At 37.4% G+C, this 13,014-nt stretch carries 12 protein-coding genes; 5 read left to right on the top strand and 7 right to left on the bottom strand.

Going from position 1 to position 13,014, the window contains the following annotated elements; genetic code table 11:
• Window positions 1-6 precede the first annotated feature (6 nt).
• Both pepV and I589_RS12930 read right to left on the bottom strand, forming a co-directional pair.
• Window positions 7-1,419 (bottom strand): dipeptidase PepV, encoded by a 1,413-nt coding sequence (gene pepV, locus I589_RS12935; protein WP_010768219.1) that lies wholly within the window; start codon window positions 1,417-1,419, stop codon window positions 7-9.
• A gap of 260 nt (window positions 1,420-1,679) precedes the next feature.
• Window positions 1,680-2,042: a winged helix-turn-helix transcriptional regulator gene (locus I589_RS12930; RefSeq protein ID WP_010768218.1), complete on the bottom strand. Its 363-nt coding sequence runs from the start codon at window positions 2,040-2,042 to the stop codon at window positions 1,680-1,682.
• Window positions 2,043-2,139: 97 nt separating this feature from the next.
• Here I589_RS12930 and I589_RS12925 point away from each other — a divergent pair, with 97 nt between their 5' ends.
• The 4 genes from I589_RS12925 (at window position 2,140) to I589_RS12910 (ending at window position 6,627) form a co-directional block, all read left to right on the top strand.
• The gene (locus tag I589_RS12925) at window positions 2,140-2,481 is read left to right on the top strand and encodes a YrdB family protein (RefSeq protein ID WP_010768217.1); all 342 of its coding nucleotides are present in this window, start codon (window positions 2,140-2,142) and stop codon (window positions 2,479-2,481) included.
• 390 nt (window positions 2,482-2,871) lie between these two features.
• A complete protein-coding gene (locus I589_RS12920) occupies window positions 2,872-3,276 on the top strand; it encodes a YbaN family protein (protein ID WP_010768216.1) in 405 nt (134 codons plus the stop codon).
• The gene (locus I589_RS12915; protein WP_010768215.1) at window positions 3,269-4,987 is read left to right on the top strand and encodes an ABC transporter ATP-binding protein/permease; all 1,719 of its coding nucleotides are present in this window, start codon (window positions 3,269-3,271) and stop codon (window positions 4,985-4,987) included. The genes I589_RS12920 and I589_RS12915 overlap by 8 nt, the downstream gene beginning before the upstream one ends.
• Window positions 4,984-6,627, top strand: coding sequence for an amino acid ABC transporter ATP-binding/permease protein (locus I589_RS12910; RefSeq protein WP_010768214.1), 1,644 nt, complete (start codon window positions 4,984-4,986; stop codon window positions 6,625-6,627). Before I589_RS12915 ends, I589_RS12910 begins: the two co-directional genes overlap by 4 nt.
• 52 nt (window positions 6,628-6,679) lie before the next feature.
• Here the strand turns inward: I589_RS12910 and I589_RS12905 are convergent, their stop codons facing one another.
• From I589_RS12905 to ahpC, 3 genes are all read right to left on the bottom strand, one after another.
• The gene (locus I589_RS12905; protein ID WP_010768213.1) at window positions 6,680-7,048 is read right to left on the bottom strand and encodes an iron chaperone; all 369 of its coding nucleotides are present in this window, start codon (window positions 7,046-7,048) and stop codon (window positions 6,680-6,682) included.
• Window positions 7,049-7,342: 294 nt separating this feature from the next.
• Window positions 7,343-8,878, bottom strand: coding sequence for an alkyl hydroperoxide reductase subunit F (gene ahpF, locus I589_RS12900; RefSeq protein WP_010768212.1), 1,536 nt, complete (start codon window positions 8,876-8,878; stop codon window positions 7,343-7,345).
• A 13-nt stretch (window positions 8,879-8,891) separates the two neighbouring features.
• Window positions 8,892-9,455, bottom strand: coding sequence for an alkyl hydroperoxide reductase subunit C (gene ahpC, locus I589_RS12895; RefSeq protein ID WP_010768211.1), 564 nt, complete (start codon window positions 9,453-9,455; stop codon window positions 8,892-8,894).
• A gap of 254 nt (window positions 9,456-9,709) precedes the next feature.
• On the opposite strand from ahpC, the gene I589_RS12890 reads away from it, so the two are divergent.
• Window positions 9,710-10,147, top strand: coding sequence for an acyl-CoA thioesterase (locus I589_RS12890; protein ID WP_010768210.1), 438 nt, complete (start codon window positions 9,710-9,712; stop codon window positions 10,145-10,147).
• A 92-nt stretch (window positions 10,148-10,239) separates the two neighbouring features.
• Here I589_RS12890 and I589_RS12885 read toward each other — a convergent pair whose 3' ends face one another.
• Both I589_RS12885 and I589_RS12880 read right to left on the bottom strand, forming a co-directional pair.
• Window positions 10,240-12,243: an ABC transporter permease gene (locus tag I589_RS12885; RefSeq protein ID WP_010768209.1), complete on the bottom strand. Its 2,004-nt coding sequence runs from the start codon at window positions 12,241-12,243 to the stop codon at window positions 10,240-10,242.
• 3 nt (window positions 12,244-12,246) lie between these two features.
• A complete protein-coding gene (locus tag I589_RS12880) occupies window positions 12,247-13,005 on the bottom strand; it encodes an ABC transporter ATP-binding protein (RefSeq protein ID WP_010768208.1) in 759 nt (252 codons plus the stop codon).
• Between the last annotated feature and the right edge of the window lie 9 nt (window positions 13,006-13,014).

Raw genomic sequence — 13,014 nt, 5'->3', positions numbered from 1 at the left:
TTTTATTTACTTCGCCAAACGATAAATAGCATCTGCATAAATGACTGTTGCACGGAATAAATCGTCTAAGCTCATAAATTCATTCGCTTGGTGCATGGTATCTGTATAGCCAGGGAACATCGCGCCATACGCTACGCCACGTTTTAGTAAGCGTCCATAGGTTCCACCGCCAATGATTTGTTCAAAACCTTTTTGTCCTGTATGATCTTCATACACTTGCAGTAAGGTTGCTACCAACGGATCATCGATTGGTACATAATGAGGATCCATATTGCGCTCTCCACGTGTGATAGTTGCCCCTTGTGCGCCTAGTGTTTTTTCTAAGCCAGCAACTAACGTATCCGCATCTGTTCCTTGAGGGTAACGATAATTGGTGCGGATATAGTTTTCATCGCTTCCTTCAGTGAAAGAGAATAATCCTGCATTCATAGTCAATTTACCCATTTTTGCATCTTCATAAGCTACACCTAATTTTTCTCCATAAAAATCTTCATGTACGTAAGCGGCCGCCGTGTGTAAAAATTGTTTTGCCCCACTTGTAAAATCAAATTGATCTAAGAACAGTGCTAAAAATGTCCCCGCATTCATTCCAGCTTCTGGATGAGCACCATGAGCACCTTTTCCGACTACCTCAATAGCAAGGGTCGTTCCATCAACTTTGATTGTTCCACTCACAGGATGTGCCGTTGTAAAATTCGTAAAGCTTTTTTCAATTTCTGCACTCAATGCTTCATCCGCAACTGTTAGCGTAGCTGTAGCTGTTCCAGGAACCATATTTTCACGTAAGCCAGATTTAAAACTTACCAAATGAATTTCACCATCGTTTGTTCCTTTGAAATTCAACGTTAACGTGATGTTTCCTTTTTCACCGTTGATAATTGGAAATTCTGCATCTGGAGAAAAACCAAAATCTGGGGCTTCTTCATGTTGGAAATAATAATCCATATCTCCCCAACCGCTTTCTTCATCACTACCCACAACAAAACGGACTTTTTTAGATAATGGTACACCCAAATCTTTAATAATTTTTAGTGCATAATACGCAGCCATACTAGGTCCTTTATCATCACTTGAACCACGAGCAAAAATTTTCCCATCTTTTACGACAGGCTCGTAAGGATCTGTAGACCAGCCATCTCCTGCAGGAACAACATCCATATGACCAAAGATTCCTAATGTTTCGTCCCCTTCGCCATACTCAATATGTCCAGCATAGTTGTCCACATTTTTTACTGTAAAGCCATCACGTTCCCCATAAGCGAGCATGTGTTTTAATGCGTCTCTAGGTCCAGGACCAAAAGGAGCATCCACAGTAACTTTTGAATCGTCTCTCTCACTATTGATGCGCAATAAATCAATTAAATCTTTCATTAAGTCATCTTTACGTGCTTCGACTTCTTTTTTCCAATCAATTGTCATTTTACTTCCTCCACTTCTTTCTCTTTCGTGTTTAATCATACCATTTATTAAAAAAAGTGACAAAAGAATCCTCATTTTTCTGAAAATGTCTTTTCATCTATCTGTTCTATACCATAGAAAAAATGAAATTTTCAACCATTTATAAAAAAGGCACATACCTATAGAATAATTCACCTAGGACTATTGACCCTCTCCCCCTGCGATAATACAACTACCCATTTGGTCGTGATCTAGTCAAAGGTTAGGTAAAAAAACGCCTCTTATATTTCCACACGTCGAAAAATATGTTTGTTTTCATCACACCAATTTCCAAACACCTCGTACACAGGTAGAAGACTACGACCAAGCTCTGTAAGCAGATACTCGACTCTAGGAACAACTTCATCATGCTCTATTCTCAAAATGAGTTTATCTTTCTCCAAATCCTTTAGTTGAGCAGATAATATTTTATGACTCACTTCAGGAATTTTTCGTTTTAACTGACCGTATCGAATATTGGGATTTCCACTCAAATGGTAAATAATTTGTATTTTCCATTTGCCTCCTATCATCGTTACTAATCTTTCTATGTTTTCAAAGCCATAATCACCTGTAAGACAGTTATTTTCCGTTTCTGATTTCAACTTTCAACCTCCGTTAGGTACTTACTTTTTTGTGCGTAATTGTCCTGTTTATCCTATTATTATATACTCGAACTAGCTCATAAAGAAGGAGAATAAAATGAATCTACTAAAAAATGGAAATATTGCACTCGCATTTTTACTGGAACTCTTTTCCCTAATTATCTTAGGGTATTGGGGATTTACACTTCAAGTAGATAAAGGAATCCGTGTATCTATTGGCATACTAGCACCTATACTAATGATGAGTATTTGGAGCATTTGGTGCGCTCCCTCTTCTGCCCATCGTCTTGAAGGATTATGGTTACTATTGGTTAAATGTCTGCTTTTTGGTGTTATCGCCTATTGCTTGTTTCGTATGAACTATCCATTAGCAGCGATTATTTTTTCTACTGCTACTCTCTTAAATCTTTCATTAAGCAGCTATTTTGGCACTCTGTAATTACGTACCAGTTAATGACTTACATATTGCGTTTCAGCTTATTTCCCCCATTAAAATACTCCACACTGGTATTATCAATGCGTCTGATAGTAGTGAGCAGGAAATTCAACACATTTTCGTACTCACTGCTATTTATATGTATAGTTGGAAGAAAAGAATACCCATAAATTATTTTTCACAAAACAAAAAGGAGAAATACGACCTATTTTGTACTTTAAAAAATAAAATAATAAAATTCTAATTCTTGTTTTAACAGTAGTCTTACTTATCAGTCCCCCTTCTTTCCCTCAAAACCTCAAAATGATAATCATTCTCAATTAAAGAAATGTATGTTATACTTAGCCAGATTGTTCAAACAATCCTTAAAATGAATCTCTAAGGAGTAACTATATGAAAAAATGGCTATTTATCGCATTAGGATCAATTACATTTGCACTAGGGACAATAGGAATTTTTCTTCCATTTCTTCCCACCACTGTATTCTACTTATTGACAGGGTTCTTCTGGCTCAGAAGCTCTGAAAAACTCTACCAAAAGTTTATTCAGTCAAAAAACTACCAAAAATATATTAAAGAAACTTTAATTGAGAAAAAAATTACGAATAAAGGCATGATAAAAATGTTTTTAATGATTTTGGTAATTTTCTTAATTCCAGGAATTCTTGTGAATAACCTAATCATGCGTATTTCACTAACAGTCGTCTATATCGCACATGTCATCGGTTTAACTTGGTATCTAAAAGGAAAAGAAAAAAAACAACCCAAGGCTTCCGATTTAGGTGAGATGAATGATTGATCGGCGTTTATTCCAGCTAACTGAAAAAAAGAATCTTATTTTACTTGTCGTTGTTCGTTTACTGAATTTATTTTCATCAATCTTATTGTGGTGGACAATTTCCATTGAATTAAGCAATTATTTTTATACGAAAACTGGCCATAGCGCACTCCTTGTCAGTGTGCTGTTTGGTGTGTGTATCCTTAAAATTATTTTGTCTAAATGCCAAGAAATACTTACATTTCGAGCTTCATCGGAGCTTCGATTACATTTGCGAAAAGAAATTGTAGCAAAGTCATTTCGTTTAGGAAAAAGCCAAAATCAACTTCCTTCTTCAACCCTTGCTCAGCTTTCTGTGGATGGGATTGAACAATTAGAAATTTACTATGCCCGGTTTTTACCACAACTTTTTTATTGTCTATTCGCATCATTCATGATTTTTTTTACATTAGGAATGTTTGCTTGGAAGCCCGCACTTCTCTTGCTTCTTTGCATGCCGTTGATTCCTCTAGTTATTATGGGAGTAATGAAAATTGCAAAACGGATATTAAGCGGCTATTGGACCACCTATACAGACCTCGGGGTAAAATTTCACGAGAACCTAAGTGGGCTCAGTACACTAAAAGCATACAATCAAGATGAAGCAAAACAACTTGAAGCTTCCAGCAATGCAGAAAAATTCCGAAAAGTCACCATGAGTCTTCTTTCAATGCAGTTGAACTCGATTACGATTATGGATATTGTTTCTTATTGTGGTGCAGCAGCCGGTATTGGTGTGGCTTTATTTTCCTACCAGCAAGGAAATCTATCCTTTGAAGGAATGCTCATGTTTCTGTTGTTAAGCGCAGAGTTCTTCATTCCCATGAGACAACTGGGTTCTTTATTCCATGTGGCAATGAACGGTATTAGCGCATGTAAAAAGTTATTTGATTACTTAGAACGAACAGAGCCTGCTTATGGTAAAACAGTGTTAGAAACTCCTGTTGAAACACTTAAATTAGAGAATGTAAGCTTTTCTTACTCAGAAAACTCTCCAGCCTTAGACTCAGTAAACCTCTCCCTTGCAAAAGGTGAATTTACAGCTGTCGTGGGAAAATCAGGTTCTGGAAAAAGTACCCTCGTTCGATTGATCCTTCATCATCTAACGGACTACCAAGGAGCAATTTTCTGGAACCAGACAGAGCTTCGCCAGCTTTCTAAGCAAACCTTACTGCAACACGCATTGCTAGTTGATAATCATGGCTACCTGTATCCAAAAACCATTAAAGAAAATTTGTTGGTAGGAAATCGTCATGCATCTGATGAAGCAATCTGGAAAATTTTAGACAAAGTACAGCTGACTTCATTTATAAAACAGCTTCCTCATCAATTAGAGGAGCCTCTTTATGAAAATGGTGGAAATCTCTCGGGTGGACAACGCCAACGCCTACTTCTAGCCCGCGCTCTATTAAAAGAAGCAGACTTTTACCTATTTGACGAGATAACTTCTGGCGTGGATCTGAAAAGTGAAAAAATCATTCTTTCCTGTCTAAAAGAATTAGCAAAAACACGAATCGTTCTATTTATCTCGCATCGACTTTATAACGTACTTGAAGCAGATCAAGTATTTGTATTTGAAAATAGCCACTTAGTCGCAGCTGGTACACCTGCTGAACTAAAGGATACCTCTGCTTACTTTAAAGATTACTTTGAGGATGAACAAGTGCTACTATCGGGAGGGACAGAATTTTGAAAACAATCGATTTAGTCAAGTGGTTACTTTCTTTTGTGCGCCCAATGAGCGGAAAGATTTTTCTTGCTGCTGCACTTGGAATAATCAGTAATCTTTCTGTCATTGCAATTCCTTTATTGGGACTACAAGCTTTGTTTGAACTTGCTAAACATACAGCAACCCCACAGAGAACACTTCTTTATATGATTATTTGTGGACTCATACGTGGCATTGCCCGGTACCTAGAGCAGTATTTAAATCATGATATTGCTTTTCGTTTGTTAGCAAGAATTCGCGATCAAATCTTTGAAACCCTTAGAAAAATTGGACCCGCAAAACTATCTGGTAGAAAAAGCGGCGATCTAATCACCGCAATTACAAGTGATGTTGAAGCTTTGGAGGTTTTCTTTGCTCATACGATTTCTCCTATCTTAATTGCGTTTGGAACAACCCTCGTCACCATTGGATTTCTTGCCAGCTATCATTTGCTTTTAGCTGGGATTCTTTTGATCGGTCAGTTATTGGTTGGCGTTCTACTCCCTATCCTTGGCTATCAAAAAAGCCAACATTTAGGAGATGATTATCAAACTGCTTTTGTTGAGCTCAACCAGCAGATAATGGAGGATGTCTCAAGCATTCAGGATATTGCTCAATATTCCCTTGAAGAAACACGTCTTACTGATTTAGAAACAGCAGGCAAGAATTTGAACCTGCAATACCGCCGCCGACTCACACAAGAAGGCTGGCTAAGAGTCAGTAGTGAGCTTGTTTTAGTCATTACTGCAGTGCTTCTTTTCCTAGTTGGCTCCTCTCTTCATTTAAAGGGGACAGATGTCTTAGTTGGAACGGTCCTTAGCCTTAGCTCTTTTGGTTCCGTGTTAGCTCTCAGCGGCTTAGGCAGTGCCTTATTGACTACTTTTGCAAGTGGGCGCCGTCTTTATGCCCTCACACAAGAACAGCCCATTGTTTCCTTTGAGAATTCAAACATTAAAAGTGATACCTTTAACTCAGCTGAGTTTCAAGAAGTGAACTTCTCTTATAAGAATACGCAAACGCTCCTTAAAAATATTTCTCTTTCTATAAAAAAAGGAGAAAAAATTGGGATTGGCGGAGAAAGCGGGAATGGAAAAAGCACATTAGTAAAACTTCTCATGCGTTATTGGGATCCTGATAAGGGAAAAATCCAAATGAATCAACAGGATTTATCCATATACACTGAGTCTAGCTTGCACCATACGCAAGGAGTGATGGAGCAGACCACCTTTATCTTTGAGGACACGATTGCTGCAAATATTCGATTAGGAAATCCTAGTGCTTCAGATGCAGCTCTTAAAGAAGCGTCAAAAAAAGCAGCTATTCACGAATGGATTCTTTCACTTCCTGAAGGCTATGAGACAAAAATTGGTGGAAGCTTCCGCAGTGTATCCGACGGTGAGCGTCAACGAATTGGGTTGGCTCGCTTATTTTTACAAGATGCGCCACTTGTATTATTAGATGAGCCGACTAGCAATTTGGACTATTTAAATGAACAAGCAATTTTATCCAGTTTAAAAAACAGCTTTGAGGAAAAAACGGTGATGCTGATTTCTCATCGTGAAACTACCTTAGCTATTGCAGACTCAACCTATCAATTAGAAAAAGGAACCTTAACAAAAAAATAAATGATACCCTGTGCAAGAGAAGAACGGTTCTCTGCTGCACAGGGTATCATGTTTATTTTCGCCAAAAAGCTGTATAGTCTGCTTTTTCTAATTGATTGAACTGAATCATTTCACGCAGTAAGTCATAGTTTACGTCTACTTCCCATGGGATACGCATAATATTTTTTGTATGGTCATATCCTGCCGCTTCTATTTTTGGTGCGAAATGGGTAATTCCAGCTACCTCAGGAGAAACGGACATATGTTTTTTTGACGCACTGAATCCAATAATAAAGGTATCATGTTCCGTGAACATTGGCTGATTCCATGCGATTTTTGTCGATAGTTCAGGAAACTCCTTATGAACCCATTGTAAAACTTCCGTCATTCGTGGACGTTGTATTTCCTCAAGCTTTGCTAAATACGCATCAAACTCGTTCATTTTCTTTCCTTCCTTCTTTTAACTCTTCTTTCAAAATGTCTGAAAAAGTGAGAACTTATTTTCTTCATCATAGAAAAATTCTCTCTGGAAGGCAACGTATATGCAAGAAAAATCCGATAAGATATTTATTTCGGCAATTTCCCCATAAAAAAGAGAATGAAGGTGTGGAATAACTAATTAAGTTATTCCACACCTTTGTAAAATCTTAATAAACGGCGGGAACAGAAGCAACTTTTCCTTCTTATTCTCAGAGCAGTGCACTTCTGTTCCATCTTCGATTTCTTCTCGTAGCTTTTAGCTATTTCGCATCATGTAATCAAATGCACCTAAAGCGGCTGTCGCACCTGAGCCCATTGAAATAATAATTTGTTTATAGGCACTATCTGTACAATCCCCAGCTGCGAATATCCCTGGTACATTTGTCGCACCTTTTTTATCTACTGTAATTTCGCCAAATCGGTTGCACTCGATGGTTTCTTTTGCCCATTCAGTATTGGGTACAAGGCCAATCAAAATGAATACACCCTCTACGTTAAGGTGTGTTTCTTCATTCGTCACACGATCAATGTACGTAATTCCATTGACTTTGCTGTCACCAGTAATTTCTTTAGTTTGAACATTTTTTAGAACGGTAACATTTGGCAGTGAATGGAGTCGTTCTTGAAGGACACTATCTGCTTTTAGCTCAGGCATGAATTCCAAAACAGTAACATGTTTAACTACGCCAGCTAAATCTATCGCCGCTTCAATCCCTGAATTTCCTCCGCCAATGACAGCGATCTCTTTTCCAGCAAATAAAGGACCATCACAATGAGGACAATATGCCACTCCTTTATTCTTAAACTCTGCTTCTCCAGGAACTCCGACATTACGCCAGCGAGCACCAGTAGCAAGAATCGCTGTTTTTGTTTTTAAAGTCGCGCCGTTTTCCAAAGTCACTTCAATAAGGTCTTTTTTCTCAATTGCTTTAGCACGCTGCAGCTTCATGACGTCTACATCATAATCATTCACATGCTCTTCAATAGAAGCAATTAACTTAGGTCCCTCGGTATATTTTGTTCCAATAACATTTTCAATACCTAATGTTTCCATTACTTGACCACCAAATGTTTCAGCAACAATCCCTGTGCGGATTCCTTTACGTGCCGCATAGATTGCAGCGCTCGCACCTGCAGGACCACCACCAACAACTAAGACGTCATAAGGCGCTTTGGCATCGAATTCTTCCGTACTCACATCTGAGCCTTCCAGTTGTTGTAAGATTTCTTCTAATGAACTACGTCCGCTAGCAAAGAATTCTCCATTTAGAAAAACTGCTGGAACTGCCATAATTTCTTTTGCTTCAACTTCTTCTTTGAAAAAACCGCCATCAATCATGGTATGTGTAATATTTGGATTCAACACACTCATAATGTTCAATGCTTGGACTACATCTGGACAGTTATGACAAGTTAAGCTGACATATGTCTCAAAATGATATGGTTTTGAAATAGTCTTGATTCGTTTAGCAACTGCTTCTTCAATTTTTGGCGCACGTCCGCCTACTTGTAGGAGTGCCAGTACTAAAGAATTAAACTCATGTCCTAAAGGAATGCCGGCAAAGACAATCCCTTTATCTTCATCCTCTGGGTTCACACTAAAACTAGGTGTTCTTGCAAGTGTACCAGACGCAACGCGAATTTTTGGCGTCATTTCTGCAATCTCTTCGACAAAAGCAACCATTTCTTTTCCATTTTCACTGTCATCTGCACTAACGGTCAGCACAAGATTTTTTTCTAACAGCTCTAAATACTGAGCAAGTTGTTGTTTAATATCTGCTTCTAAGGCCATTCTATTCTCCCCCTTAAATCTTTCCTACAAGATCTAAGCTAGGTTTCAATGTTTCAGCGCCTTCTTTCCATTTTGCAGGACACACTTCACCTGGATGACTACGAACATATTGAGCCGCTTTAATCTTATCAACTAAAATGCTGGCATCGCGTCCAATACCATCTGCATTGATTTCCATACTTTGAACGATACCATCAGGATCAATAATAAATGTGCCACGTTGTGCTAGTCCTTCTTCTTCATCCAATACATCAAAAATTTGTGTAATTTTATGATTTGGGTCACCAATCATAATATATTCAATTTTACTAATCGCATCAGAATGATCATGCCAAGCTTTATGTGTAAAGTGTGTATCTGTTGAAACAGAATAAACTTCCACACCTAAGTCTTTTAATGTACCATATTGTTCTTGTAAATCTTCTAATTCAGTCGGACATACAAATGTAAAATCGGCTGGGTAGAAACAAACAACACTCCAGTGACCTTTTAAATCTTCTGACTGAATATCAATAAATTCTCCCTTGTGAAATGCTTTTGCTGCAAATTCTTCGATTTCTTTTCCAATTAATGACATGTATTTTTCCTCCCAGATAATATAAATTCTATAGTAACAACTATACTAAAATTATTCCTTTTATCGGTTGAAAAGTCAATAGCTTTTTAGAATTAATTTAAATTATTCTGAAATTATATTCCCAAACATACGTATACAAAACATTGATATTCTCAATTGGAGTTTATTATTGAGAATGATAATTTTTTTCAACTTGCTTTCTTTTTTAATTCTCGTTATGCTAGTTTTAGTAAAGTAGAAAAGGAGAGCTATCTATGTCAACTTACCCCGGCTATCTAAGAAGCCCGCATTACTATGAAACAGATCAGATGGGGATTGTTCATCATTCCAACTACATTCGCTGGTTTGAAGAAGCCAGAGTTCAGCTGCTGAATTATCTTGGCTGTAGCTATAAGGAAATTGAAGAGGCAGGAATTATTATTCCTGTGCTGGATGTTTCTTGTACCTATAAAGAAATGATTCGATTTGGTGATGATATTCGGATTGCCATCTCCATTCAGTCCTATACAGGCACAAGACTCACATTTGACTATACGATTCATCCAGAAAATAGTGAAAAAGTATTGACTACCGGTACCAGCAGCCACTGCTTTTTATCTGCTGAAACACAGCGTCTAATTCGTCTGAAAAAGACCCATCCACAGATTCATCAGATTTTTGAAGAGTATTATGAGCAGACACGTGGAGAATAATTGAGAGTAAGACGAGTTCATTTTTTTGCCGTTTATTAAGATTTTACAAAGGTGGGGTATAACTTAATTAGTTATACCCCACCCTCATCTTCTTATTTTCTTTCTACAATTCGATAATAAACTTTTGACGTAAACAGATAAACTAATAGGTAGCAAGCGGTAAATAGTACAACCGAAATCACTGTTACGATAGTGATGAGCTGGTTATCTGTCAAACCAAACAACACAAGTATTTTACGAATGATTGGCAGGGCAAACGCTAGATGAATTGCCGCTAATGTAATAGGAAACAAAAAGACCATTAAAATTTGACTGACAATAGTTTGACGTACTTCTTTGTGACTCATCCCAACCTTTTGCATAATTTCAAATCTTCGTGCATCGCTATAGCCTTCTGATATCTGTTTATAATAAATAATTAACGCCGTAGCTAAAGTAAAACTGAGCCCAAAAATTAACCCGATAAATAAAAATCCGCCAACAAAGGCATTGGTCTCTAATCGATCCATATCAATGGAAGAAAATTCTGCATAGGCCATACTTGGCTTTGGTAAATCCGTTCTTTCTGGCTGATTCAGCTGTTTTGTATATTTTTCCATCGCTTGAATAAACGCCATACGATTTTCCTGTGTCCCCTTAAAATCTCCAGCCATCTCTGATTGAAGCTGAATTGACTTCTCATAGTTTTCAGGTAATTCAATTTGCTTAATTAGCTGATTAGAAATCTCTGACGAGGGAGTAACAATTAAAAAGGCTTGAGAGATAGCCGCTATACTTGGCAGAAAATTAATCGTTTTTATGCGCTGTTTTATTTTTACTGTGGTTTCAGGAAATTGAATTTCCTCTCCCTCAAACTCTCCCGCTACTCCGTATACGAGCACCTCATTTTCTGAAATAGTCTGTTTTTCACCTGTTAGACGGTTGTATTCATCAAGTGGGATAAACTGAAGAAGCGCAAATGAAGAAAAGTTCATTTCTCCTTGTTTCATAGGTATCACTGTGGTTCCTTTTTTTATAACACCAATACTACTTGGAAGCTCTAAATAAAAACTTTTTGTCACTTCAAGATGATTCTTTTTTGCAAGAGTTTCAAATGTTTCTTGAATTTCTGGTACTTTTCCCTGCGTGGTAATTGAAGCATCAAATGGATTTCGTCCTCGTAACACATTTTCCTTTCCAAAGTACAGTCCCGCTGTCGAAGAAACGGTCACCAACACCATTGTGCAAAGAATACAAATACTAGCAAGTCCCGCCCCATTTTGTTTCATCCGATAAATCATTCCTGAAACGTTCACAAAATGCTTTGGATTATAGTAATAGTTTTTTCTATTTTTTAAAAATTTCAATAAAGTAACACTACCTGTTATCGCTAAAAGATAGGTACCTACAATTACAAAAACAATCGCTAGAAAGAAGATTTGTATGGCTTCAACTGGTGACTGAATCGTGAGCGACAAATAGTAACCTGTGCCCAATAAGCCCACACCTGCCAACGACAAAATCCATCTAGATTTGGGTTCTTTTTCGCCCGTTTGTCCTCCGTGCAACAACTCAATGGGATTAGTTTTTATCACTTGTATAAAATTATAGAAAAACAAGATAGCAAAAATACCTGCAAATAAAATAAAAACAGAAACAAACATAGTTGTAGAAAGCTGAAAGACGAAATCCTCACCAAAACCGGTCATCTTTTTCATCACTAAAAATAAAAATTTCGAAAAAATTGTGCCACTCATTATTCCTGTAATCAGCACAATTACCATGCTCAGCATTGTTTCTACAAACAGCATAAAGCCTAGCGAACTCTTACCTAGCCCTAAAATATTATACAAGCCAAGCTCTTTTTTTCGCTGTTTAATAAGAAAGCTGTTCGTATAAAATGCAAAGATAAGAGAAAAAATCATTACAACATTATTTCCAAAACCAAAAATGCTTTGAACTGTTGCTGCTCTTGGAATTGTCTGCATTCCTTTGTTTCCAATCATCACCTGCATTAATAAATTCAGGATGACTAAAAAAATCATTGAAAGCAAGAACGGAAGATAGGTAGTTTTATTCTTTTTTAGATTGTTCCAGCTTAATTTCAAATAAAACATGTCTTACGCCCCCTTTGTAAGCAGGACGGTCATAGTATCATTAATACTCTGTAAAAACTCCTGATTATTTTGCTGCCCACGATAAATTTGATGGAAGACTTGCCCGTCTTTAATAAATAGAACACGATTTGCGTGGCTTGCAGCCAAAGCACTGTGGGTAACCATCAAGATAGTTTGACCTTTTTCATTCACGTCCTCAAATAACTCAAGTAAAGAATCCGCCGAACGGGAATCTAACGCCCCTGTTGGTTCATCAGCTAAAACCAAATCTGGATTTGTAATCAAGGCACGAGCAACCGCAACTCGTTGTTTTTGTCCGCCAGAAATTTCATAAGGATACTTATCTAGCAACTCTGTAATCTTTAAAGATATAGCTAAAGGCTTCAAGCGTTTTTCCATTTCTTGTACTTTTACTCTAGATAAAACGAGTGGTAAAAAAATATTATCTCGTACACTAAAGGTATCTAACAAATTGAAATCCTGAAAAACAAACCCCAGATGCTCCCGTCGATACTGTGCAAGTTTGCCTTCTGGAATTTGACTAAGCTCCTGACTTTCTAATAGAACCTCGCCTTTTGTAGCTTTGTCTAGTGTCGCGAGAATGTTTAGTAACGTACTCTTTCCAGACCCCGATTCACCCATAATGGCAATGTACTCTCCTTCTTCCACGCTGAAAGTAACATCTTTTAATGCCTCTACTTGTGTTGCTTGGTGACGACTGCTATAAATTTTTTGAATATGATTCACTTGTAAAAATGCCATAGTGGTTCC

It is taken from the genome of Enterococcus phoeniculicola ATCC BAA-412, assembly GCF_000407505.1.
Classification (GTDB): domain Bacteria; phylum Bacillota; class Bacilli; order Lactobacillales; family Enterococcaceae; genus Enterococcus_K; species Enterococcus_K phoeniculicola.
Note: the sequence above shows the minus strand (reverse complement) of the source record. Positions and strands in the feature narration are given on the sequence as shown.